General features: G+C 62.4%; 13 protein-coding genes and 1 tRNA gene. 9 read left to right on the top strand and 5 right to left on the bottom strand.

Translation table 11 applies throughout. From position 1 onward, the window contains the following. Positions 1-58 precede the first annotated feature (58 nt). The gene (locus X726_RS149460) at positions 59-805 is read right to left on the bottom strand and encodes a hypothetical protein (protein ID WP_023671118.1); all 747 of its coding nucleotides are present in this window, start codon (positions 803-805) and stop codon (positions 59-61) included. 359 nt (positions 806-1164) lie between these two features. Between X726_RS149460 and X726_RS149465 the strand changes: the two genes are divergently transcribed. From X726_RS149465 to X726_RS149490, 6 genes are all read left to right on the top strand, one after another. Continuing rightward, a tRNA-Ser gene (locus X726_RS149465) sits at positions 1165-1254 on the top strand. Positions 1255-1531: 277 nt separating this feature from the next. After that, positions 1532-2491, top strand: coding sequence for a LysR family transcriptional regulator (locus tag X726_RS149470; RefSeq protein ID WP_023671116.1), 960 nt, complete (start codon positions 1532-1534; stop codon positions 2489-2491). A 165-nt stretch (positions 2492-2656) separates the two neighbouring features. After that, entirely contained in the window at positions 2657-3670 is a 1014-nt protein-coding gene (locus X726_RS149475; protein ID WP_023671115.1) for an amino acid ABC transporter substrate-binding protein, read from the top strand. Positions 3671-3844: 174 nt separating this feature from the next. After that, a complete protein-coding gene (locus X726_RS149480; RefSeq protein ID WP_023671114.1) occupies positions 3845-5032 on the top strand; it encodes an amino acid ABC transporter permease in 1188 nt (395 codons plus the stop codon). An 18-nt stretch (positions 5033-5050) separates the two neighbouring features. Then, positions 5051-6175, top strand: a complete 1125-nt coding sequence (locus X726_RS149485) for an amino acid ABC transporter permease (protein ID WP_031215105.1) — start codon at positions 5051-5053, stop codon at positions 6173-6175. Between the two features lie 49 nt (positions 6176-6224). Next, positions 6225-7457, top strand: coding sequence for a MalY/PatB family protein (locus X726_RS149490; protein WP_050588556.1), 1233 nt, complete (start codon positions 6225-6227; stop codon positions 7455-7457). Positions 7458-7627: 170 nt separating this feature from the next. Here X726_RS149490 and X726_RS1000000170560 read toward each other — a convergent pair whose 3' ends face one another. Together X726_RS1000000170560 and X726_RS149495 are read right to left on the bottom strand one after the other, a co-directional pair. After that, a complete protein-coding gene (locus tag X726_RS1000000170560; RefSeq protein ID WP_023671111.1) occupies positions 7628-18961 on the bottom strand; it encodes an autotransporter-associated beta strand repeat-containing protein in 11334 nt (3777 codons plus the stop codon). A 564-nt stretch (positions 18962-19525) separates the two neighbouring features. Continuing rightward, positions 19526-21319, bottom strand: coding sequence for a PAS domain S-box protein (locus X726_RS149495; protein ID WP_023671109.1), 1794 nt, complete (start codon positions 21317-21319; stop codon positions 19526-19528). Positions 21320-21474: 155 nt separating this feature from the next. On the opposite strand from X726_RS149495, the gene X726_RS149500 reads away from it, so the two are divergent. Next, positions 21475-21843, top strand: a complete 369-nt coding sequence (locus tag X726_RS149500; RefSeq protein WP_023671108.1) for a response regulator — start codon at positions 21475-21477, stop codon at positions 21841-21843. A 429-nt stretch (positions 21844-22272) separates the two neighbouring features. Here X726_RS149500 and X726_RS1000000171160 read toward each other — a convergent pair whose 3' ends face one another. Together X726_RS1000000171160 and X726_RS149505 are read right to left on the bottom strand one after the other, a co-directional pair. After that, a complete protein-coding gene (locus X726_RS1000000171160; protein WP_023671107.1) occupies positions 22273-22431 on the bottom strand; it encodes a hypothetical protein in 159 nt (52 codons plus the stop codon). Positions 22432-22560: 129 nt separating this feature from the next. Further along, positions 22561-24561 carry an AI-2E family transporter gene (locus tag X726_RS149505; protein ID WP_023671106.1) on the bottom strand — a complete coding sequence of 667 codons (2001 nt, stop codon included), beginning with the start codon at positions 24559-24561 and terminating at the stop codon, positions 22561-22563. A 185-nt stretch (positions 24562-24746) separates the two neighbouring features. Here X726_RS149505 and X726_RS149510 point away from each other — a divergent pair, with 185 nt between their 5' ends. Continuing rightward, entirely contained in the window at positions 24747-24980 is a 234-nt protein-coding gene (locus X726_RS149510; protein ID WP_023671105.1) for a hypothetical protein, read from the top strand. Between the two features lie 237 nt (positions 24981-25217). Further along, positions 25218-26258, top strand: a complete 1041-nt coding sequence (locus X726_RS149515) for an aminopeptidase (protein ID WP_031215102.1) — start codon at positions 25218-25220, stop codon at positions 26256-26258. Positions 26259-26285: the final 27 nt, after the last annotated feature.

Genomic DNA, 26285 nt, shown 5'->3' with positions numbered 1-26285 from the left:
TAGAATGCGCACGCCCCGCGTGCAATCGCCATACGCGAATTTGAAGCCTATCGCCCGCCTATATGGCCACCTTTCGGCTCCGCCGATGGACGAGCCAGACGCCGAGGACGCCGCCGCCAATGGCCCCGACCACCAGCCCGGCAAGGCCGATGAACACCGCGAAGTAGCCGCAGCCGCCTTCGAAACAGCTGATGTCGGTGGCTTCGGCGATCCCCGCGCCAAGCGCGAAGCCGGCGACGGCGCCGACGACGGCGCCGAGGGTGATGCCGGCCAGCGCGGCGACGATCGAACTAAAGGCTGACGGTGCCTGCGCTTCCGGCCTTGCATAAAAGGCCTTGGCCTCGTCGCCGCGGCGCAGCAGGTAAATGCAAAACAGGCCGATGACGATTTCGGTGGCGGCGATCGCAAGCTCCCTGGCGGAGACGGTGAAATCGGGCACGGTCAGCGCATAGACCTGCTCGGCCAGCCGCCAGGCGATAGTGGTGATCTGCCAGATGGTGAAATGACGCGGAAAGCGCGCGGAACGGCTTAAGGCGAGGCCGAGCAGATAAAGCCCCCACACGATGGTGACGATGTCGAAGGCCAGTCCGCCAAGCACGAAATAGAAGACCCTGTCCGGCAGGCCGGAACTCTCGAACAGCCACCGCGCCGAGACCAGCCAGTAGACCGACCATGCCATGACGAAGAGGAGCCAGACCACGGGCACGAAGGACAGCCCGCTGTCCGGAGGCCCTGCGGGCGTCAGCCCGCCTGGCATGCCTCCGGCCGGCGTTCCGCTGGCCGGCTGTTCATTGCTCGATGTCATGTCTGGACGTTGCCCCCGCAAAGCCTCCGCCGCACTCGACAGGTGGCGAGGGGCGAAGTCAAGCGCGGCCGGCCCTGCCGCCTTGCCCGTGCACACCATTCAGAACCGAAGCGCCTTAGAAGCGGAGCCGTTCAAAGCCCCGCGAAACGATGCATGGCCGGCAAAGCGAATAGACTGCCGTTATGGCTTGGCATTCGGCGCCGGATCGACTAGATGAGCCCCGCGCCTGTTTGATTGACGGGCGCCGGGAAGGGCATCCGCTGGTTGGCGGTGTCCATCAAGCGGGTCTTCCCGCAAATCCCAAAGGGATGCATCTCCCCAACCCGCGTGGCAAAACCGGCCGGCGCGAATGCAAGGACGGAGAGGTGGCCGAGTGGTTGAAGGCGCACGCCTGGAAAGTGTGTTTACGGGAGACCGTAACGCGGGTTCGAATCCCGCTCTCTCCGCCATTATCAAGCCAATGAAACCGCCTGCGATTTCCCACCCAGCGGGTGCGGCTGACTTTACTTCACATGCTCGCCCTGGGTTCATGGCGGATTGCCGGCTTGCTCGCCAAGCCAGGCGCAGAAATGCCGCGGAGCGATGCGGCGGTCGCCGTCACCTGTTCAACCGCCAGAGTTTCAAAGCCGGACCTCTGTCTTCACTCTTCGTCCCCCATCTGTCACCGTCGCAACCAACGCGGTAGTGCCGCCTGGTGCGGTCTCAGGTCCCAGATGAGGTAATTCCATGAATTATAACGATATCGACCTCAATCTATTGCGGGTCTTTGACGTGATGATGCGGGAAAGGAGCGTGACGCGGGCGGCTACCGAATTGGGCAGAACACAATCAGCTGTAAGCCACTCCCTGTCGAAGCTTCGGTATCTATTGCAGGATGAATTGTTCACCAGAGATGGCGGCGAGATGCGGCCAACTCCCCGGGCAGTTGAGCTGCTGTCGAATATTTCCGCCGCACTCGCGACGATCCGCGCATCGATCGACCGGCATCAGATCTTCAATCCAGCAACGACGCGACGCAACTTTCGCGTTGGGCTTACAGATTATCATGCCATGGTTTTCATCCCGGGCCTCATTCGAGAATTTTCCAGGCAAGCTCCTGGCGCGACGCTGAACGTCATTCCCGCAAACGGACCCGAAATCGGTTCATCGGTCTATTTGAGACAAGTTGACTGTGCGCTGACGGGAGCAGCGATACGCGACGACCCAGGTCTCTTGAAGGTGGAGCTTGGCCAGGACCGATTGTTTTGCGCGGTGTGGAGTGGAAGCAAGATCGCCAGAAGCGCTATGACGCTGGAAACCTATTTGGCCAGTTCTCACCTCCAGATTTCCGCAGATGGCCTGGCGGAAGGCCTCGCGGATGCCGCCCTCAAACAGATGGGTCTTCGCCGCAATGTCGTTGCGACCATCTCGAACTATCCGGTGCTGCCCTGGGCGCTTCGCGGCACTGAACTGATTACCCATTGCGGTGATGCCATCCTGCAAATGCTGGACGAGAGGAGTGAGGTGACGTTGGTCCCGCCACCCATTCCGATATCGAATGTGAATGCCTGGCTTATTGTTCACCGCCAGATGGCGAATGACCCGGGAACCAGGTGGCTCCGGGAAATCATCGTGGGCATCTACAACGAGTCGCGGACCAAGAGACCAAGGGTCGACCGTCGGAGACCTGGGTCGGCCGTAAAATAGGTCGCGCGCGCTGTCGTCTGTTTCAACACTCGAGCGCCTTTTTACCTGCGAGCGGGTGCTGCGCAATTATGAGGGGCGCTCATTTTGACCATGAGGACAATCGATTTGACGAATAGTTCACCTGGAGAGCACATTCCCTTTCAACAATAACAGGGGAATGCCGAAATGAGATCAACGTTCAAGGGCCTACTTGCCCTCGCCATCGCGTGCACCGCCTCCTCGGCGTGGTCCGCAACCCTCGACAATGTCAAGAAAAATGGCGTGCTGACCTGTGGCACGAATTCGGCCACGGCTGGCTTCAGCCTCCCCGACAATGAAGGCAAATGGACCGGATTTGTCGTCGATTATTGTCGCGCCGTGGCCGCTGCCGTGCTCGGGGATGCGCAAAAGGTCAAGTTCATCCCATTGACGCCAAAGGATCGCTTCACCGCCTTGCAGTCGGGAGAGATCGACATTCTCGCCCACAACGCAACCTGGACATCGTCCCGCGATACGTCGCTAGGCATACTGTTTGCCGGCACGTATTTCTATGACGGCCAGGGGTTCATGGTGCGCAAGGCGGACAATATCACGTCAGCCAAGGGACTTGACGGCGCATCGATATGCGTCACCCAGGGCACCACGACCGAGTTGAACCTTGCCGACTATTTTCGCTCGCAGTCGATCAAGTACACGACGGTTGGTTTCGCGGACGAGGAAGCTGTGGTGAAGGCTTATGAGGAGGGACGTTGCGACGTCTTGTCCGCAGACACCTCCACCTTGAACGCGTCGCGGCTTCGCATGGCCAAGCCGGACGACAGCATTGTTCTTCCCGAGCTGATCTCCAAGGAGCCGCTTGGCCCGGCGGTGCGGCAGGGTGACGACCAGTGGTTCAATGTGGCGAAGTGGACGCTCTACGTCATGGTGGCCGCGGAGGAATACGGGGTCACCTCCAAGAACGTCGATGCCATGAAATCGTCGGACAACCCCAGCATCCGCCGCCTGCTTGGCGTGGAAGGCAGCATAGGCAAGGACATCGGGCTCGGCGATAACTGGCCGGTCGAAGTGATCAAACAGGTCGGCAATTACGGCGAAGTGTTCGATCGCAATGTCGGCAAGGATTCGCCGCTGAAAATGGAGCGCGGCATGAACGCGCTCTGGAACAAAGGCGGCGTTCAGTACGCTCCGCCGATCCGCTAATGCATGTCGCTCAAAAATGGCCCCGGTTTTGAGACAACGACATGCATAAAAACGAAGACCCTAAAGCGCGTCGCCTGAGTCCGTTCAAACCCGACGCGCTTTAGGCAAAGGCATGGTTGCAAGGCGCTGGCGTGTTACCGTCAGCGCCTTGCACGGACCCGATAGGAACAGCCCATGTCCCATTTGTCGCTTCCCGCGCCGTCGCGCAGGAGGTTGTCCCTGCACGATACGAAGGTGCGGGGCATCTTCTACCAGCTCTTGCTCGCCGGCTGCCTGCTGGCCTTGGCCCTAGGCATCGGCATGCAGACTGCATCGAATATGCGGGTCCGGGGGATTCCGCTCTCATTCGACTTTTGGAACGAGTCTGCCGGCTTCGACATCAATCAAACCCTGATACCGTACGATGCATTGTCCAGCTACGGTCAGGCGTTCTGGGTGGGAGTGGTCAACACCCTCTACGTCAGTCTCCTCGCAATCCTGTTTGCGACGTTGCTTGGCTTCGTCATCGGCGTTGCCCGCCTGTCGCCGAACTGGATCGTTTCGAAGGTGGCGACCGCCTATGTCGAGCTTGTGCGCAATGTTCCGTTATTGCTGCAGCTGCTGTTCTGGTACAACGCCGTCCTCAAGCCGTTGCCCTCGCCGAAGGCGTCCATCGCCATTCCCGGCGGCATCTACCTCAACAATCGCGGCCTCATCGTTCCGGAGATTCATTTGCATCCGGGAGCGGGTCTGGTGGGCCTGGCATTCGTTGCGGCCATTTCCTGCTGCGTTGCATTCTGGTTTCGCGCCAGGAGCGTCCAGAGACGGACGGGCAAGCAGCTGCCGGTGCTTCTGGTCAGTCTGGCGACCTTGATAGGATTTCCGTTGGTCCTTTTCCTGGCGGCTGGCGAGCCGGTCTCGTTCGTCGCTCCGCAGCTGCGGGGTTTCAATTTTCAAGGCGGGCATCAGCTCTATCCGGAGTTTGCCGCTCTCCTGATCGGTCTGTCGGTCTACACCGGTTCATACATCGCCGAGATCGTGCGAGGTGGAATCCAGGCAGTGCCAAAGGGCCAGACCGAGGCTGCGCATGCGCTGGGGCTGGCGCCGGGCAAGACGCTTCGTCTGGTCGTCGTTCCCCAGGCGCTGCGCATCATCATTCCCCCTTTGACAAGCCAGTATCTCAACCTCATCAAGAACTCGTCGCTTTCCGTGTTCATCGGCTATCCCGACCTCGTTCAGATCTTTGCCGGCACGGTGCTCAATCAGACCGGAGCCGCCGTCCAGGTCATGGCGATTACCCTGTCGGTCTATCTCGTCATCTCCCTTGCCACGTCGTTGGTCATGAACGCGTGCAACCGACATTTTGCAATCGTTGAAAGGTGACGGATGAGCGATCAGTCCATGCGTTCGCCAGTTGACATCAGCGCGCTCATACCAGCCATGGCGCCTCCCGCGGACGTTCGACCGGGTCCAGTGAGCTGGATGAAAAAGAACCTGTTTTCGACGCCGTCTTCAGGCGCGCTGACAATATGCTTTGTCCTCCTCGCCGCGTGGCTGCTGCATCACTTCCTGAGCTTTGCGATCTTCAACGCGGTCTGGAGCGGCGGCCACGAAGCTTGCCGTACGAACAGCCAGGGGGCTTGCTGGCCTTTCATCGCCGAGAAGTTCGACTACCTGCGATACGGCGCGTATCCGGTTTCCGAGCGGTGGCGGGTGGACCTTGCGCAGGCGATCGGCGCCATCCTCATCGTTTGGCTCCTGTGGACGAAGGCTCCGCGGCGCAAAGTGGCGGCGTTGCTGTTCTTCCTCGTCTACCCCGTGGCCGCGTTCGTTCTCGTGCGCGGCGTTGCCTGGCTTCATTTGCCTGTCATCGATACGACGCTCTGGGGCGGTCTCTTGATCACGTTGCTGATGTCGATCGTGGGTATCGTCTTCTCGCTTCCGATCGGGGTTGTCCTGGCGCTTGGACGCAGATCGGAACTCCCTTTCGTCAAGACGGTTTGCGTCACGTTCATCGAAGTCGTCCGCGGCGTGCCGTTTATCACAGTGTTGTTCATGGCGAACTTCATGATGCCGCTCTTCGTCCCGGATTATCTGACACCTGATCGTCTGTTGCGCCCGCTCATCGCGATAGCGTTGTTCTCGTCCGCCTATATGGCCGAGGTCGTGAGAGCCGGCCTTCAGGCGATCCCGAAGGGCCAATACGAAGCGGCCAAGGCGCTCGGGATCGGCTACTTCGACATGATGCGCCTGATCGTCCTCCCTCAGGCGTTGACGATCGTCATACCGAGCATCGTCTCGACCTTCATCGGTCTGTTCAAAGACACGACTCTGGTCGCCATCGTCGGCATCGCGGATTTCCTGAAGGCCGTCGAAACGGCGCGCGTCGATCCGAACTGGGCAGGCCCGACGATCTCATCAACCGGCTACCTCTTTGCGGGGTTGGTCTACTGGAGCTTTTGCTTCGGCATGTCGCGTTACTCGCAATCTATGGAGCGCCAATTGGCGCGTGGCCACAAATCCTAGGAGGCGATGATGATGCCACAAGCAATGCCCGCGGCAAGGTGACTATCAAATGGCTTGTGCAGACACGCCCGCATCGGCGCATGGGCAGCGACATATCGCGGGAATAGATTTCGACCAGATCCACGACCGTCAGCAGTTCGGATCCGTCAAATGGGCCAACCAGTGGGACGAGTTCTCTCCCCAGGTCGAGGGCCAGGACCTGCTGTCGCTGTGGACGGCGGATATGGACTTCCGCGCTCCGGAAACCGTCATCGCGCGACTGCGCGAGGCCGCGGAGCATGGCATTTACGGCTACACACGCCGCGATCCGCGCCACTATGAGATCGTGCAATCGTGGTTCGCGCACCGGCACAACTGGTCGCCGAAACTGGAGACCTTGCTTCCCGCGCCGGCGATCATGCCGTCCGTGGCTGCGATACTGCGAACCTTCACCAAGCCCGGTGACTGCGTCATTGTGCAGTCGCCCGTGTACTCGCCCTATTTCGAAGTTGTTCAGGGAAACGGGCGGGTTCTGCTTACGAACCGGCTGAGGCTGCAGAACAACAGATATGAACTCGATCTCGAGGATTTCGAGAAACTGGCGGCCGGCGGTGCCAAGGCATTCCTGCTGTGCAATCCTCACAACCCTGCCGGAATGGCCTGGACACGCGAAGAATTGGCGGCGCTCAACGACATCTGCGAGCGCCATGGGATCCTGGTCATATCCGACGACATTCACTGCGACATAAGGTTGTCGGATCGCCCCCACATCGTCTTCTCCTCCATCTCGGAAGATGCTGCCGAGAAATCGTTCATCTGCACCGCTCCAACGAAGACTTTCAATCTTGCCGGGGTTCCTTCGGCAACCATTTCGGTAGCCAGCAAAAAGCGCCGCGAGGCGCTTCTTGCCGCAATGCAGGCGTCATTCATGGTGAATGCGAACTTTTTCGGCCGCCTGGCCCTGGAGGTTGCTTACAGCAGCGGCGCGCCGTGGCTCGACCAACTCACGCGCTACATCGCCGGCAACATCGATCTGGTTTGCGAGTTCGCCGGTGAACACCTTCCAGGCATCACGCCCATGCGGCCCGACGCATCGTTTCTGGTGTGGTTGGACGCGTGCGCGCTCGATCGCCGAGTGGGTGGAATTCAGAAGTTCTTTGTCGATCGGGCCGGGGTTAATCTCTACGACGGCCGCGTCTATGGGCCTGGCGGCGAAGGCTTCATCCGCCTGAATGTCGGCTGCCCGCGTCCTCTGTTGCGGCAAGGGCTGGAGCGCATGTCCAGCGCGCTGGCATCCCTGTGATCGAGCGCCAGGGTGCTTCGGATGCGAGCCTGGTATTTGATGCCGGCAGCCGGTAAGGAAACGTCCAGGGCCGACGAGCCGGATGACCGCAAGTCCGGATTCCATAGACCTCGGCAGCCTTGCCGGACCCGACCCTCAAGCCAAGGTCGACATGTCCATCTCGATCGCCGCTACCATTTCACAGCGAACCCGAGCTTGGCGCCCAGGGCGTGGCTATCGCCAAAATCCTTGAGGCTTGTCCGCGCTGTCCCTTCTCCGAAGACGGCGTAGCGACCGTCCGCCCAGCTCAGCGAGCCACCAAGGCCGACACCGCCCCACAGCGCCTGATTTTCGCTGACCAGTTTCGTGCCAGACACATCGACATCATTTCCGTCGAGGAAGTCGTAGTAAAGGTTGCCGAGCCCGTAAATGTGCGTGCGGCTGACTTGCCCCGCATCGTCCACCCACTGGTCTTCATAGTCCGCGGAGAGGCCGAGGCGGCCGACGAGACTGTTGCTGCTGCCGGGCGACACGACGGCGCCAAACGGGTCCGTGAACGTGTCGAAGTCGACCGACGAATAGGCAAGCTGGGCTTGGGGCGTCAGCGACCAGTTGCCGTTGAGGGCGATCTTCTGTCCGGCCTCGATGCTCAGCCCGTAGCCGAAACCGTTGTTGCCGTCCGCAAGCGTGGTGCCCAGCGTGGCCGACCGGATGTCACTGTCATACCATGTCGCCTCGGCCTGCGCGTCGACGTAGAAGCCACCGCTGCCGAACCAGGTGAGCGTGCTGCCGACGCCGTAGCCGGTGGCAGCGATCGACCCTGCCCCGAAGATCGAGGAGACGTCCGACGACGCGGTTCCGTAGTGGGCCGTAATCCCTCCGATCAGGGTACCGGCGTCGCTTTCGTGCAGCAGGCCATCGACGCCGGCCTGCAGCTTCCAGGTGGTCACGTCATAGTTCGTGCCGGAGGTCGACGTCTCCGGCTTGATCTCGGCATGGGCAGCTTCGATGCGCGCCCATATCGCCTTGCCGTCGACCGAGCCCTGGCCTGGCAGCTCCGCACCTTGCGGCGTAGCACCCTCGCCCCACGACCGATTGCCAATGCGTTGCTGCATGGTGCCCAGTTCATTGAAGGCCTGCAGCACCCCTTCATAGGCCTCGTACAGCGGCACGCCAGGCGAATAGAGCGGCTGCGGATCGGGATCGCCGTTGATCAAGGCCGAACGCAGATACCAGTCGCCGTCGGCCGGCGTGCTGACGCCGTTCTTGTAGAGCCTGTATGCGTAGGCGCCGCCGACCACGGCCTGCTCGCCCTGGAAGACATAGTCGCCAAGCAGGCTGAAGGTGCCCGCCGACGTGCCGCCGATATCGACCACCTTGATGCCTTCGACGGTCTGCGCCCCGCCGCCGCCCAGATTGATGACCTTCAGATCGGTGGCGCCCGACGTATTGCCGGTGACCACAAGCCTGTCGGTCGGCGAGCCATCGCCGCCGAGTTGGGTTTCGATCTCCAGCACGCCGCCATTGCCGACATAGTTGCCGGCTACCGTCAGCGTGCCAGGCACGCCGGGATTGCCGGCCGCGATAACGCCGCCGGCGAAGTTGTTGGTGTCACAGACAGTGCCGGTGCCCTGGAGACGGCCGCCCGCGTTCACATTGACGATGCCGCACAGGCTGCCCGAGACGGCGAGCGTACCAGCATCGATCGAGGTCGTGCCGGCAAAGCCCGAGCTGTCCGAGGCGATGGTCATCGTCCCCGTGCCGCTCTTGGTCAGGGTGCCGGCGCCGGCCAGGGTCCCGTCCCAGGTCAGCGTCGTGCCGGCGTCGGTGAGCACCGTGCCTTGGCCGAGAAGGTTCATCGCGCGGCCACTGTTGAAGCTCGCCGTCGTGTGCAGCGTGCCGCCGTTGAAAGCGAGAGCGCCGGCCGCATCGCCGAGATTGCCGCCGGCGGAGACCTGCAGCGTGCCGCCATTGATCGCGGTGCCGCCGGTGTAGCTGTTGGTGCCGGTCAGCACCAGCGTCCCGAGATCGGTCTTGACCAGCTGGGTGTTGCCGGTCAGCTGCGCGGCGATGGTGGCCGTGATGCCGGCTCCGGCCGCGGTGCCGTCGCCGACACGGATGGTCGATGTCGGTCCGCCGGCCAACGCGACGGGACCGCCCTGGATGACATAGCCGTCGGTCAGGAACTGCATGCCGGAAGCCGCGACCTGGCCGAGGCCGTTGTCCACCGTTACCGTGCCCGCCGCGCCCGCGAAGATCGCGAACGCGCTGTCCGTGAAGGGGGCATTGACCGCGCCTGTGCTGTCTGCCCAATTGTCGTTGCCGGTCGAGTTCTGCCACACACCGTCGCCGCCATCGATGACGCCGTTGAACTTCGGACCAGCAGCGCCGTCCCAGTAATTCAGTGTCAGCCCTTCAGTGTTGACGAGGTTCACCTGGTTGGCGATTGCCGTCTGGACGAAATAGTCCGTCGACGGGATCGTCCCGACCGACAGCCCGTTGTTGGTCAGGGTACCGTTGTAGTTGAACACCCGGTAGACGCCGGGGCCGAACGTGCCGCCTGACGAAACCGAGACATTGAGCGTGCCGTCAAGCACCAGGTTGCCGCCGACCGTGGTCAGGTCGTTGAGCGCGCCGCCTGCGACATTCGCCTGGCCGAAGCTGTAGTTCAGGATCGAGCCGCCGGAGAGCGACAGATTGCCGGCGATGGCGAGCGTGCCTGGAGTGCCGTCGGCCGCACCGGGCGACAGCGTGGCGCCGTCGGCGATTGTAACGTCGCCGCCGAGCGTGCCGGTGCCACCGAGCGTGGCGCCGCTCTGGACCGAGGTGAGCCCGGATGCCCCGCTCTGGTTGCCATTGACGAACAGGCTTCCGGCCGTGACCGTGGTCGGGCCGGTGTAGCTGTTGGCGCCGGCGAGGGTAAGCGCGCTGGTGCCGGTCTTGGTGAGGCCGCCCGCGCCGCCGATCAGGCCCGACAGTGTCAGATCGGCATTGGTCTCGAAGGTGCCGCCGCCGGCATTGAGCGTCACGTCGCGGGCGGAACTGAAGGCCGCGGTGTTGCGCAGCGTGCCGCCGTCGAAGCTGAGGGCTCCCGCGGCAGCACCCAGATTGCCGTCGTCCGATACCTGCAGCGTACCGCCGTTTATGGCCGTGCCGCCGGTGTAGCTGTTGGTCCCCGAGAGAACCAGCGTGCCGAGATCGGTCTTCACCAACTGGGTGTTGCCGGTCAGGTTCGAACTGATCGTCGCGCTGTAGGCCGCGCTCGCAGCCGTGCCGTCGCCGACGCGAATAATCGACTGCGGACCGACCAGGGCGATGTCATTGCCCTGGATCAGGTAGCCCCCCGTGGCGAACTGCATTCCGGAAGCGCTGACGCCGCCCAGGCTGTTGTCGACCGATACGGTTCCAGCCGCGCCGGCAAAGATGGCAAACGCGCTGTCGGTGAAGGGAGCGTTGACGATACCGGCGCTGTCGGTCCAGTTGTCGTTGCCGGCCGAAGCTTGCCAGAGCCCGTCGCCGCCATTGACGAAACCGTCGTTCTTCGGTCCGGCCGCGCCGTCCCAGTAGTTCAACGTAAGTCCGGCCGTGTTGACCAGATTGACCTGATGATCGACCGACGTCTGCACAAAGAAGTCAGGCGAAGGGATGGTGCCGATATTCAGGCCATGGTCGAACAGGGCGCCGTCATAGCTGATCACCCGATAGATGCCGGGGCCAAAGGTTCCCCCGGGAGAAACGGCGACATTGAGCGTGCCGTCGAGGATGAGATCGCCGCCGACTTCAGTCAGGTCGTTGAAGGCGCCGCCGGGTACGTTCGCCTGGCCGAAATTGTAGTTGAGGGTCGAGCCGTTAAGCAAACTCAGACCGCCGTTGATGGTGAGCGTTCCTGGTGTGGCCCCGACATCACCTGGGTTCAATGCGCCGTCATTGAAGACAAAGACATTACTGCCGATGATGCCCGTACCGCCCAGCGTACCACCTGCATTGACGGCTGTCAGGCCTGTGGCCGCCGACTGGTCGCCATCGACCAAAAGCGTGCCGCCATCGACAACCGTATTGCCCGTATACGTGTTGTTTGCGGTCAGGGTGGTCGTGCCGCTGCCGAACTGCCTCAAGCCGCCTGCGCCGCTGATCGTGCCGCCGAAGGTAAAGTTATCCGAGCGGTTGAACGCCAGCGTGCCGTTGTCCGTCACGTCGCCGGTGAACGAGCCCGCAGAGCCGCCATTGCCGAGCTGCAGCGTGCCGGCCGAGATCGTCGTGCCGCCGCTGTAGCTGCTGTTGGCCGTCAGCACCGTGGTGCCGGTTCCGATCTGCCGTACGGCGCCCGTGCCGGTGATCGCGCCACCAAAGGTCAGGCTGTCCGAACGATTGAAGGCCAGGACAGCGTTGTTGGTCACGTTGCCGGCCAGCGTGCCGGCCGTCGCCCCGTTGCCGACCTGCAGGATGCCCGCCGTGACGGTCGTGCCGCCCGAATGCGCGGCATCGCCGGCGATCACCAGCGTGCCGGCGCCGTCCTTGGTCAGCCCGCCTGCCCCGGCGATGCCTCCGGTCAATGTGGTCGTCGTGCCGCCATTGGTCAGGAATGTGCCGGCGCCGGCGAGCGTAACGGCACGCCCGCTCGTGATGTCTGCAATCGTGTTCAGCGTGCCGCCGCTGAACGACAGGCCGCCCGCTGCGTTGCCGAGATTGGCGTCCTGCGAGATCCGGACTGTTCCGCCATTGATGGTCGTGCCGCCGGTATAGCTGTTGGTCCCCGAGAGAACCAGCGTGCCGAGATCGGTCTTCACCAGCTGGCTGTTGCCGGTCAGGCTCGAATTGATCGTCGCGACGTAGGCTGCACCGGCGCCTGTGCCGTCGCCGACGCGGATGATGCTCGCGCCGCCCACCAGCTCGATCGGGCCGCCCTGGACCAGATAGCCGTTGCTGGCAAACTGCATCCCCGCGGCCTGTACCTGGCCGTTGGTGTTGTCGACCGTGACGGTGCCCGCGGCGCCTTGGAAAATCGCGAAGCTGGCATTGGCGAAGGGAGCGGCGAAAAGGCCGGTGGAGTCGGTCCAGTTCTGGTCGCCGGCGGCGCGCCAGGTGCCATTGCCGCCATTGACGATGCTGTTGGAGTGCGGACCGCCATCGCCGTCCCAGTAGCTGAGCTGTAGCCCCGCCGAATTGACCAAATTGACCTGATTGGCGACCGAGGTCTGCACGACATAATTTGGGTCGGTGACGTTGAGGCCATTGTTCGTCAACGTGCCGCCATAGTTGATGACACGGTAGACGCCAGGGCCGAACGTGCCACCGGGGCTCTGTGTCACGTTCAGCGTCCCGTCCAGCGTCAGATTGCCGCCGACATTGACCAGATCGTTGAAGGCGCCGCCGGCCACATTCGCCTGGCCGAAATTGTAGTTGAGAGCCGCGCTGCTGGTGAGGCCCAGGCTGCCGTTGATCGTCAGGGTTCCGGCGGCGTTGCCGGGAGCACCTGGGGCAAGCGCGCCGGAGACGTTCGCGCTGCCGCCTATCGTTCCCTTGCCGCCCAAGGTAGCACTTGGACCAACGGTGGTGGTTCCGGTCGCGCCCGACTGGTTGCCGTCGACGATGAGTGTTCCGCCAAGGACAGTTGTCGTACCAGCGTAACTATTGTCCGCGGTGAGCGTGGTCGTGCCGAGATTGTTCTTCGACACTCTTCCCGAGCCGGTGATCGTCCCGCCGAACGTATAGTCGTTGTTCAGGGCGAAATTTAGAGCGCCATTGTTGATGACGGTTGGCGTGTTCAGCGTGGCCGCTATTGGGCCATTGCCAACCTGCAGCACCCCGCCGCTGATCGTCGTCCCGCCGCTATAGCTGTGGTCTCCGAAAAGCGTCAGCGTACCAGCGCCCTGCTTGTCCAGGCTCTCGAAGCCGCTGACGCTGGCGCCCCGCAGCGTGCGATTTATCGCGGTGACCACCCGAAGCGTGTCGCCTGCACCGCTCTCGCCGCCAGTGCCGGCGTTGACGCCAACACCGCTGATCGCGGCGGCATCGTTGAGAACCAGCGTGTCGTTTCCGGCGCCAAGGTTCAGCGCGGCGGCGCCCGTATTGAGCGTGCCGCTGACACTCACCGTGTCGTTGCCGCCGCCGAGGTCGCCATTGGCCAGCAACGTGCCGCCCAGATTGACGTTGATCGTGCTCGCCCCGGCATCGCCGGTCACCGTCGAAGCCGTGGCGCCGGGACCCTGCACGGTGCCGTTCACGGTCAGCGTGCCGGCGCCGTTCATGGCGATCGTCGCCGTGGTCAGGGCGCCGTTCACCTGCAGCGTGCCCGCGTTGACGCTGGTGGTGCCGCCGATGGTGTTGCCCGCCGAGGTGAGCACTGTGGTGCCGGTGCCGATCTGCGCGATGTTGCCCGCGCCGCTCAGCGTTCCCGTGAAACCAAAAGTGTCGCTGCGGTTGAAGGAGAGCGTGGACGTTGCATTGGCGACGATCACGTTGCCGGCGCCTGCATTGCCTGACGTGCCGCCATTGCCGATCATCAGATTGCCGTTATTGACGACTGTGTTGCCGGTGAATGTGTTGTTGCCCGTCAGCACCCAGGTGCCGCTGTCATTCTTGGCCAGCGTGGTTGGACCGCCGGGACCATCGACGATGGTGCCGCCCATAGTGTTGAGGCCGGTATTGGTGCCCCCAAGCGCCAGTGTGCGATTGCCAGAGCCGGTATAGGCGGCCGACCCAGTATTGCTGAAGACGATCGCGCCCGTGCCGGACGATTCGATGAAGCTCGTTCCGGTCGAGAGCGTGAACAGGCGGTCGGTGGTGTCGCCGGCGCCGGTGTAGCGCAGCGTCGAGCCGCTGCCGATGACAAGATTTGAAGCGAGCGAGGAAGACGCGCCGACAGAACTCGCCTGTCCACCATTGGCCAGCTTGTCGACGGCAAGCACACCGCCGCTGATGGTGGTAACGCCGGTATAGGTGCTGCCGGCGTTGGTCACAACCCAGGTACCGGTACCGGTTTTGGTAAGCGCCGTCTTTCCCGAGCCGTTGTCCGTGATTTGCGCGGCAAGGCTGTTGTTGCCGGTATTGCTGCCGCTAAGCGTCAGCGTGCGGGCGGTATTGGTGCCAGCAAGCGCGACCGGAGCGGCGCTGGTGAAACTGATCGGGCCGCTGCCAGAGGCGTCGAGCGTGCCGCCGGCTGCGCCAAGCGTGAACTGACGGTTCGTGCTGCCGCCGAGCCCGGTGTAGGTGAGCGTACCGCCATTGAGCACCAGATTGCTGGCTGCCGCGCTCGATGCGCCGATCGAACTGTTGGCGCCGCCGTCGGCCAGGCAGGTCACGTAAAGGAAGCCCGAATCGATCACGGTGGAGCCAGTGTAGCTACTCCCGCAACCCGTCAGGACCTGGGCGGCCCCTGGGCCCCCGCTCTTGCGCAGCCCGCCCGTGCCACTGATGGCACCCGCGTAGGAGGCGTTGCTGCCGTTGGTGATTGTCAGCGTACCTGATCCCAGCGTCACGTTGCCCCCGAGAGGTCCGCCGTTCTGAAGGTTAAGCACTGAGACATTGTAGCCGGCCAGGTCCAAGGTTGCGCCGGCGACGTTCTGCATGAACATGCCGCCTGTGCCGAAAGCACTGGTGGAGCCCGCCCGCAAGATGCCAGCGTCGACGACCGTGTCTCCAGAGTAGTTGTTGGCGCCGGACAAGAGCAGGACGCCGGCGCCCCCCTTTCGCAGCCTGCCAGCCCCAGTGACCTGTCCGCTGAATCCTAGCGTCGTCGTGCCTGTTGCGACGACCACGTTGCCGTCACCGGATTGCAGGGTGAAGCCGCGATTGATGCTGACGGAGCCGCCGGTGTAGTTGAGAATGCCGCCAGCGGTGAGGACAAGATTGCCGGACGCGGCAGAGGAGGCGCCGATTCCGCTGGCCTGCAAGCCGTCGGCAAGGCAGTCGGTGCTGATGGTGCTGCCATTGATTGTGGTTGCGCCGGAATAGGTGTTGCCGCAGCCCGACATGGTCTGGACGCCAGCGCCGCTACGCGTCACGCCGCCCGTGCCGCTGATCACACCGGCGTAGGTGCCGGTGCCGCCGCTCAGCGTCAGCGTGGCCGTGCCGAGGACGACATTGCCGCCACTGGGGCCGCCGCCCTGTAATGCGCTCACGCTTGCGTTGAAGCCGTTGAGGTCCAGCGTCGCGCCGGCCGTGTTGGCCAGCGTCATCAGGCCCGTCCCGAACGCCTGGGTAGACCCGGCGCGCAGCGTGCCGGCACTGATGGTGGTACCTCCGCTGTAGGTGTTGGTGCCGGACAGCACCAGCGTGCCTACCCCGGCCTTGGTAAGGGATCCCGTGCCGATCGCCGTACCGCCCAGCGTCAGTGTCGACGCGGCGTTGCTCACGCCAACAACACCACCACCAGTACCCACCGTGAAGCCGCGGTCGCTGGTGACGTTTGCACCGGTGTATTGAAGCGTGCCGCCATTCTGCAGAACCAGATTGGTGGAGGCGCTGCTGGAAGCACCGATGCCGCTGGCAACGCCGCCATTGGCCAGCGTGCCGACCGACAGCGTGCCTGCGCTGACAGTGGTCACCCCCGAATAATTGCTGGTTGCGTTCGAAAGCGTCAGCGTACCGGCGCCGGTCTTGGTGAGACCGGCACTGTCAGGACTGGTGACCTGACCGGAAAACGTCAGATTGGTTCCAGCAGAGCTGACATCGATGGTGCCGGCGGTCACGGCACCGCTTGTGGCCAACGTGAAACCGCGGTCGCTCGTTGCAGTCGTGCCCGTATATTGCAGCGTCCCGCCCTCGATGGCGAGGTTGGAGGAGGCGCTGTTAGATGCGCCTATCGCGCTCGCCTGACCGCCATTGGCAACCGTGTTGACCGACAGCGTGCCGCCGCTGATCGTGGTTGGGCCGGTATAGGTGTTGAGGGCGGAGAGCGCGACTCTGCCGGCTCCTGCCTTGGCAAAGCCGGTCCCCCCGCCATTGTCGACGATGGTCGAGGCAATGGTGAAGGTGCCTGTACCCGTACTGTTCTGGATAACGCCCAGCGTACCACCGCCCGCTCCACCGGTGATCGACCCCCCCTGTATAGTCTGGCTGGCATTACCCACCGAAGCAGCGACGATGATGGCTCCGTCAACGCTCAGCGTGTTGCCGGCACCGACCGTCACAGTCGAATTGTTTGCGGCCGTATATTTGAGACCACCCAACGCTACGCTGCCAGTCACTGTGCCGGTGTATGGGGAATTGGCCACACCACCTTGGTCGGAAACGATGTCGCCGTTTACCCAGGTGGCGGCATTGTCCTTGTTCACATAGGCCGTGAAGGCGGTGATGTTGCCGCCGACCACCTGCGCGTAATCAGCCCCGTTGACCGTGGCCCACCCACCCAGCGCGCCGTCGGCATTGGTGGTGGTGAAGGCGCCGGTGCTCGGCAGGCCGAAATCGATAAGACCGCCGGTGCGGTTGATGGCGCCGAAATTGACGGTTGTGCTGCCGCCGGCGCCAGAGGTCGCATTGATCTTGTTGTTGCCGGAAGTGACGTTCAAACCGTTGAAGGTCTGGACGTCGGCTTCACCGGCAGCGCCGGTGATGGCGAGAGTGCCGCCACCCATGTTGAGCGCCGACGAAGCGGCTATGAGGTTGCTCGTCGGTCCACCGGCGGTCGCGGCAAAATTCAGCGCCAGCGTGCCCCCATTGATCGTCGTGCCGCCGGTGTAAGTGCTTTGTCCCGTCAGCGTCAGCGTGCTCGTGCCGCGCTTGACCAGGCCGCCGGTGCCGGTGATGCTGCCGGCATAGCTCGTGCTGGCCCCGCCGTTGACTGTCAGATCGGCGCCGGTCAGCGCTACGGCGCCCCCAGTGCCAGCGAGCGAGGCGACCTCGATCGCGCGGGTATTCAGGTCCAGCGCGCCGCCGTTGACAACCATCGCATTCGACGTGCCGAAGGCCTGGCTGCTGCCCGCCTGCAGGGTTCCGCTGGTGACGGTGGTCACGCCGGTGAAGCTGTTGGCTCCGCTGAGCAGCCATGCATTGCCTGCGCCGCCGTTCATGACGAGGTTGCCGGCGCCTGAGATCACGCCCGACAAGGTGTTACTACCCGCGAAGCTACCGCCGAGAGTGAAAGTGTCCGCCGGAGCGGCGGCATTGAACGCAACCGCTCCGCTAAGAGCAAGCGCGCCCGTACCGTCGTTGAGGACGCTGCTGCCGCCATTGATTGACAGCCCGCGATTGGTGCTGCTTCCGGTACCGATATAGGACAGCACGCCGTTGCTGAGCGAGATCGTCCCTACGCCGGCACCCGTCCCCAGCGAACTGGTGGCGCCCTGGTCGGCCAGTACGTTTGCCCTTACGGTGACGGCCTGGATCGTGACGGCACCGCCGAAGGTGTTGGCGCCATTCAACGTAATGCTGCGGTTTGTCCCGCCGCCGGTGAATACAAACGGCCGAGTTGCAAGATTGCTGCTGATGACGCCCAGCAGTGCCAGATCCGCGGTCTGCGCACCCAAAATGACAGACGCTGAATACCCGCCCCCCGCGACTATGTCTCCGGTCACCGTCAGCGTGCCGGTCCCCTGATTGTACAGAGCGGAGGAGCCGGTGAAGGGCGCCATGTTCCAGCTGCGGTTTGAGGTGTCGCCGCTACCGATATAAACGGCGGAGGCATTGCGGACGAAGACTGCGCCGTTGGCCGCCGTGGTCGCCGCCCCCAGGGCGCTCGCCTCGCCCAGATTGCGAATCGATGTGAAGGACAGGTTGGCGCTATCGATACCTACCCCACCGGTGAAATCATTGGTGTCGTCACTCAGCGTCGTCGCTGCGGCTAGGGTAAAGCCGCCGGCTCCGGTGATGTGGGCCGAGCCGACGCCTCCACCAATTGCGGAAGAGCCGGAGAGCAAAGTCACGACGCGGCCAGCGGCCAGCGCGCCGGTGCTTCGCAGGGTGGTGCCTGCCGCCAAGGCAATGCCATTGCTCGCGGCGCCAAGCGAAGAATCGCCGCTCACGTTCAGCGTGCCCGCAGTGACGTTCAAGCCGCCGCTGAAGGTGTTGGCGCCGGTGAGGGTCAGGACGCCGGCGCCCGCCTTTGTCAGTCCGGCGTTGCCGGCAAGAATCGAATTGACCGTGGCGGTACCGTTGTTGGTGATCGTCGGTATCGCGCCGGCAAGCGTCAGCGTGCTGCCGGTCAGAGTATAGGTGGTGCTGACGTCGAAGGTGAGATTATGCGCGGTGATCGGCGCGTTCAACGTCACCGTTGCGGTGATGCCGTTGGGACCGCCGAAAATGGCATCATCGAGCGCGGCGTTATTCCAGACGGTATATGGGCCGCTGACGCCATCGCCATTGGGGCTCCAGAAAGACGAGCTTGTGTCCCATACGCCCGTACCACCCCGGTTAGGTGCCGTGCCGTTGGCATCCCAGTATCTGTCGGCGCCACTGGCCGAACCCGCGCCAAGCCCCATCAGCAGCGCGGCCGGCAGAAGCCGGGTGCCCCAACTGCGTGCGACATTCGAGACGAGATGCGCCACATTTGGCGCATAGCTCGCCGCCTCGCCCTTCCACTTGGTCATGCGGCCGCCACGCAGGGTGCGCCAATCGAAGTTTGCGCTTCCAAGATTTCCAGGTACGCCAAAGCCGGATGGACCAGCGCCTTCGCCGAGTCGCGAAAGCCGACGTGCCACCTCGCCATCGAGCAATCCTAGCATGCCGCCTCCCCTAAGTATTATGGAAGGCTAATATGCCCGTCCATTCCGGCTCGACTCAATCCTATACTGGGGAATATCTCAGAGTTGAGCGTTACCGTTCAATATTGTTGAGAGCACCTTAATTTCTGCCGCAGTGTCGCATTCATGCCACGTTTTCGCCACTTGTCGAAGACTGCCTCGCGACCTGCTTACTTCCCGCAGATCTTTCCTCCCGAACCGCGCTGAGTTCACTGTCTCAGACCGTCGCCAAAACCGGGTTAGCGACGTCAAGCAGGGGTATACCCCTGAAATGCGAGCTGCGAGGCCGGTGGCGTGCGCCTATCCGCTGCTTGATGACTTGCCGTGGCGCAGCGGCGGCCATCCGGTTCTGGAGCGAAGTGGGGAGAGACGCCAATTGACGAATGCTCGTTGCAGGGCTGCTTCCTGCTTCTAAGCTTCATGGACGGCAGAAGCTGCCACGGAAACCAAAGGCGCTTCCAGGCTCCATGTTATGCCATGCGGACCGTGTTCGAGAATTCCCTTCCCACTAACCGCTGCGGGCGCGACCCGCTTCAGCACCACGGTTCCAAAGCCACCTTGTCCGACAGTCTGAACCTGCGGCCCATCGGTTTCGACCCAGGTGAGGTGAAAGAGCCTCGAAGCACCGGAACCGGTGATGCCCCATGTGACCGAAATCCGGCCCTTGTCCCCTGAGAGCACGCCGTATTTGGCCGAGTTGGTCGCCAGTTCGTGGAAGGCAATCCCGAGATACTGAACTGCGTTGGGACTGAGCACCAATGATGGGCCCGACATTTCGATCACATCCCCCCGCGGGAAAGGCTCGACCTGGGCCGCCAAGAGGTCGCTGATCGTGGCACCCTTCCAATCCGCCGAAACAAGCAGGTCGTGAGATCGCGACAACGCCATGATGCGCTCGCGCACCTGGGTTTCAAAGTGTTTTGGCGTCTCCGATCGCTTGTTGGTCTCCCGGATCATCGACAGGATGACCGAATACTGGTTTTTCACCCGGTGGTTGACCTCGCGCATCAGCATGCGGATGCGGTATTCATTCTCCTTCGCCGACGTGATGTCTCGCGCTATCTTCGATGCGCCGGTGATCTGCCCGGTTGCGTTACGCACGGGCGATATCGTCAGCGAAACCGGAACCAGGCTGCCATCCTTGCGCAGGCGGGTCGTTTCGAATGGTTCGACGCGCTCGCCGCGGCGAATGCGTTGGAGGATGCGGGGTTCCTCGTCCTGATGGTCTTCGGGGATCAGCATGGTCACCGACCGGCCAATCGCTTCGTCGGCGGTATAGCCGAAAAGCCGTTCGGCGCCGTGGTTCCAGCTTTTTATGATGGTGTTGAGATCCTTGCTGACGATAGCGTCAAATGAGGATTCCACGATCGCTGACAGGTGCTGCCTGGTTTCTTCGGCACGCTGGCGGTCCGTCAGGTCCAGCAGCATGTTGACGGCGCCAATCAGAGCGCCGTGCTCGTCCCGCAGCGGTGTCGGGTAGGGCAGGAACGGAAAAAACGATCCATCGGGACGCTGCGCAACAGCTTGCTGATTGCGGACCGGCCTGTTCTCCTTGAGCGCGATGGCCATCGGGCATTCATCGTGCGGCAATTCCTTGCCGTCGGCACTGAACAGCTTGAACGTCACACACCATTTATCCTTGCCGATTTCAGGCTCCCTGCCTGCCAGATCGGCCGCGGCGCGGTTGTAGTAGGTGATCGTCCCATCCTGATCGGTCGTGTAGATGGCGACGGGTAGGCCGTCGAGTATCTGGTGATAGGTACTGTCATGCTGCCTGAGCTCCGAGCGGGTGTGCACCAAGTCGGTTACATCGACCGTGAAGCACCGGGTGTTGATCAGCTTGCCGTCCCGGAAATGTCCGCTTGAGGTGACTTCGACGTGCTTGATCGATCCATCGCTGGCCCTCAATCGCGCCGGATATCTTACGATCTTCTCGCCATTGGCAAGGCGACCCAAAATGTCCTCTATGACGTCCCGGTCGGGATAGAACTCGGCGATGTGGCAACCGAGGTAGTCCTCTGCGGGATAGCCGAGAAGGTCGAGCTCAGCCTGGTTGGCATGCACGATTACGCCGTCTGCGTTCACCAGATGGAGGGCAACGGCGCCGTTTTCGAAGAAATCCTTGTAATCGAAATCCAGACCGTCATTGCTGGACACCCCCGGGTTTTCGAAGGCGACAACATTCGCCTGTGTTGCTTCATGCATCCCAAACACCTTGTCCAGTCCAACCAAATATAATGCGGCTTGGATCAGTTGGTTCCCATTGCTCGCGGTCTCGACCCGCTGCGTACGGGAACCGGACCCTAAAAGGGTCGTAGCCTCGACTCGTCTTCCATCTACAAACGTGCGATCATCCGCGCATGGGCAAACCCTTGGTCCTTGTCGTCGACGACGAAGCCTTGATAGCACTGGATATGGAGTCCACTCTTTCGGAGGCGGGCTTTGCCGTGGCATTGGCGGCGACATGTTCCCAGGCGAAACGTTTTCTTGCGGACCATACCCCCGCCGCAGCGATCCTGGACGTAAGGCTGTCGGACGGCGAGGCTGTTGACGCGGCAAAAACCTTGGCAGGGCGGGCGGTTCCTTTCATCGTCTATTCCGGCCTGGGGCTCGAGGAAACCCCCGAAGCGTTCTCGTCCGGCGTAAGAGTGATGAAACCCGCCGGACCTGCAGAGGTGGTCCGGGCTCTCAAAGCGATGACCGCCGGGCAGCAGAAGGCGACGGGATAGCCGTGCTCTGAGCACCTTCGGTCTAAACTAGCCAGGCGCTGCCGGAGCAGCTGCCGTGCCTCACGGAGCAGCGAATTGCGGCCGGTGCCGATCAGGCGAACAAGGTCGCGCGCTTGATCCTCGGTGATGCCGGTCTCTTTGGCAGTTGACAGCACCAGTGCTTCATTCCCTTCCACTTTCTTAGGGTCGTCCTTGCCCGTGCTGATCATGCCTTCTCCATCGGCTCAACGCCAGGATCTGAGACTCATTCTTCGACGCACGGTCAACCTCGCTGTGCCGCGTTTGAGCGACAGAGATAGCGGCTCAATTATTGCGTTGCCAGAAACGATCCTGGCAACAGCCAAGTGGCCGGGTCCGTTCGTACGATAAAGCGCCCCGCGCAGGGACGGCGCCAGCATGGGCCAGATCGACCAGACAGATTGACCGGTCCTATGCCTCTCCGAAATCGGTTTCGTTTCTTGACGTCGGTTGCCGCTCGTAGTCAACGGGCGGCGGCAGGAGCATGATTTCGGTCTCCTTGCGGCCGAACTCTCGGCCGATCTGGAACGCCGCGTAGATCGCGCCGAGGCGGATAAGGAATCTAAGCATGGGGGTTCTCCTTCGATGTTAGGAACCGCAAGGCCGCGAGATTGTTCCATGGTTTGCGAGTGGGGACGATCTTGCCGTCGCACCAGGCATTCCAGCGCCGGCGCGGCAATCTGAGACATGGCGGTGCGGCTAGGCTGTTGCGGCCGTTGCCTGGGCCGGGATCCGTTTTCGAGGGGCCGGACGGCGTCGATCGCGGCGTTTCGAAACGACTTTGAGGGGAACGGCCGGCGCTGGAGAAAGTGCGCCGAGCACAGCGTTGACCATGCCGTGCGCTACGAAATCGGCGCTGATGTCGGCGGCCAAAGCTTGCCTTTCTTGCCCGACATCGCCCTGCTCCGCGTCTGACCAGAACACAATCCCAATTCTCAAACCTGCCTTGGCGCGCTTCAGTCTCCGGACCAGAAAGCGGGCATGCTTGAGCGAATCCCGGTTCAGGAAACCGACCACGACGGTGTCGATCGCCTCTAGTTCGAGACGACGAATACCTGCCGGCTCCATATCGACAAAACTGGCCTTCGCCACCGTAGCACCTTGCACCTCCAGCACCTGAGCGAGCATGGCGGCAGCGGCATCGTCGAGTTCGCCGCGACCGCCGGCACAAAGCACCGACATGTCCTTGCCGTCGGGCAGCTCGATCTCTTCCTCTTCGACGCCATCTGTTTCCCTGCTCGCGCTCCCTTCCGCGGTGGTTGCCGGCGCATCTTCCTCGCTTGCCTCTTCCTGTGCATCGTCGGCAAGATTTGCCACAAGAATTTGGGCGCTCGCCGCCACCTGCCTTCGCTGTTGATCGCCCATCACGCCACGCATGCGGTCCTGCTCGCCCAACAGGAGAGCAGGAATGGCGACAGTGTCGTAGAAATCGATCAGGTACTTCTCCTCGAGGATCTCCTCGGCATGGTCAGTTGCCTCGTCGGGATCGCCGGCCAGGAGCCGTTGATAGAGCCGGGCGTGAGCTTCAAGGACGGGCTCGTTGCCAAACAGGACGTCGAGAAATTCGAACTGCGGAACATGTCGCCCGAGGACGACGAGGCAAACTGTCAGCGGCGTCGAAAGGACCAGGCCGAGCGGCCCCCACAACCATGTCCAGAAAATTGCCGCAACGATGATTGCCAAAGGAGAAAGTCCCGTGCGCGAGCCATAGAGCCACGGTTCGATGACGTTGCCGGTTACCAATTCCATGACGACAAACAGTGCGGCGGTCCACAGCACCAGCGACCAGCCGGGCGCAACCGCCAAGGCCAGAAACAAGGGCAGCAGCATGCCGATAACAGGGCCGATATAGGGAACGAAGCGCAGCGCCAGTGCCAGCAACCCCCACAGCAGCGCGTTGGGAATGCCGAGCACCCAAAGGCCAATTGCGATTGGTATCGCGTAGACGATATTGACCACCAATTGCATGATCAGATAGCGGCCAACCCGTTTGCCGGCATCCTGCAATGCCTGCGTTGTGCGATGGAGGTCGCCATAGCCGACGAGGCGGATAAACCGGTCGCGCAGATCCTCGCGCTCAAGCAACATGAAGATGACGACGATGATGATCAGGCCAGCTGATGCCAGCGGGCTGATCAACGGTCCGATGATGTTCTGCAATACCTCCAGAGGTCTCTCGCGGGCGACGATCTCGACGGGAACAGGCTCGCGCCGGGGCTTGTCGGCCGCAGGCGGCGCCACATCCTGCTTGTCGATCTCCTGACCGACACGCTCGATCACCCCGCTCAGCCTGGCAATTATGCCGCCACCAACGCCCGTCTCCTTGAGGGAACGTACCTTCGTCAGAATGTTTGTCTGGTAGACGGAAATGTTCTGAGCAAGCTCGCTTACCTGGGTCGCAACAATGAAGCTGAACAGGCCCAGGGCCGCGAATGCGCCAATCACGCTCAGAAGCACTGCGGGCAGCCGAGGCAAGCCGACACGCTTCAGTGCGGAGACCATCGGCACCAGCGCAAAGGTCAAAAGCAGCGCGATGGCAATGGGAAGGAACACCTCACGACCGAAATACAGCGCAGCTACTGTCGTGACGATGGTTGCCACGGTAGGCAGAGCTGTGCGCGGATGGGCATTGCCTGCCGCAAGAATCCGTCCTAGCCCCCGCTCGGACGATGAGATGTCGTTTCGACGATTGGCAGCCACCTGATTCCCCCCGTTTCCTAGCGATAGTTAGACCCATTCGCCTGCCGGGCAATGTTTAGCAGGGCCGAATACATACGTTTTGCGGTTTTGCGCCCTGGGCGCTGTGCTCTGACGGTTCAGTCGATATCGTCGGAGCCGCAAATCTGTGGTAAAGCCGCCGCCCAACCAACCAAAGGACGACATCTGTGAGCGAACCGACTGTGGCCGAAGCGACCGAAAGTATCTATGCCTCGCTGCGGGCGGACAATGCCGACATCGACGCCCATATCGCGACGCTCAAGGCTGCGCTGACACGAGAGGGCGCAAAACAGGCGGTGTTCGATCCGGCAAAATTGGCGCAGAACAACCGCTCCGGCCGTAAGTTGATGCAGGCTTATTTTCGCCAGCGCGGCGTGAGCGTGAGGTTTTCGGACCAGTAGCGCGCGGCAGCTTGGGGGAACGGCGTCCCAACGGACGGTCCGTATCTCGCCCGCTCCGCCCTGCGGTGGACTTTCGTCAATCCTAGGCGAATGCCCGCCTTGCCCTGCCCAGGTCGGTGTCGCCCCCTGCCCCTGCAGCTCTTGACGGAAACCGGTGCCTCCTGTTTGAGGGTGACCAGGACGTTTGCTGCATAGGGAGATGGGCAGGGTGGGCAAACAGTGAAGCGCGTTCTTCGGATGCTTGCCGCGGCGATCATCGCGTCCGGGGCGACCGGCTGCACGAGCATTTCCTACTACGCGCAGTCGTTGCAGGGTCACGCGCAGATCATGGCCGCCCGCAAAAATATTGGAAAAATCATCCGTGATCCTTCGACGCCTGAGGCATTGCGCGCGAAATTGGCGTCGGCCAGCGCCATAAGACGGTTTGCGACAGATGAGCTGGCATTGCCCGAAAACAGCAGCTACCGCAGCTATGTCGACATCCATCGGGACGCCGTGACCTGGGCCGTTTTTGCCGCGCCGCAATTCTCGCTGGCGCCACGAACATGGTGCTTTCCGGTTTTCGGCTGCGTTCCATACCGGGGTTACTTCTCCCGGAAATCCGCGACTGAGAACGCTGTCGAACTTCAAAGACAGGGGCTGGACGTTTATGTCTCGGGCGTCACCGCCTATTCCACGCTTGGCTGGTCGAGTGACCCGCTGCTGAGCACCATGCTGCGTCAGGACGACACCTATCTCGCCAGCCTTGTTTTTCATGAGCTGGCGCATCAGCGCCTCTATGTGGATGGCGATTCCGCATTCAACGAGGCGTTCGCCGTTGCCGTCGAAACCAGCGGCGTCAGGAAATGGCTCCGCGCCGCCGGCGACCGGGCCGGATTGCGCCGCTACGAAGCCGATCGCAAGCGCAGCGCCGATTTTCTTGGACTGGTGGCGAAGACGCGCGACGAGCTAAGGCAGGTCTATGGTAGTCCCCGCACCCCGGAAAAGATGGCGGCCGCCAAGGCAGCAACCATCGACCGGTTGCGGATGCGCTATCGGCGGATGCGCGACAGGCACTGGGCCGGATACCGGGGATACGACGCCTGGTTCGCTGCCCCGATCAACAACGCCAAGCTCGCGGCAACTTCTGTCTACGGTGAACAGGTTCCGGCCTTTCTTCGCTTGTTCGACCTGTGTTCGGGCAACTATCCAAGGTTTTACGCTTCTGTCCGGCGGATCGCGGATTTGCCCAAATCGTCCCGCGCCGAAGCGCTCAAGGCTGCTGACACGTGCAATTGACTTGAACAAGCACAGGCAGGTCCTGAC

This window comes from Mesorhizobium sp. LSJC285A00 (genome assembly GCF_000503155.1).
Lineage (GTDB): Bacteria > Pseudomonadota > Alphaproteobacteria > Rhizobiales > Rhizobiaceae > Mesorhizobium.
This window is presented reverse-complemented; position numbering and strand designations above follow the sequence as displayed.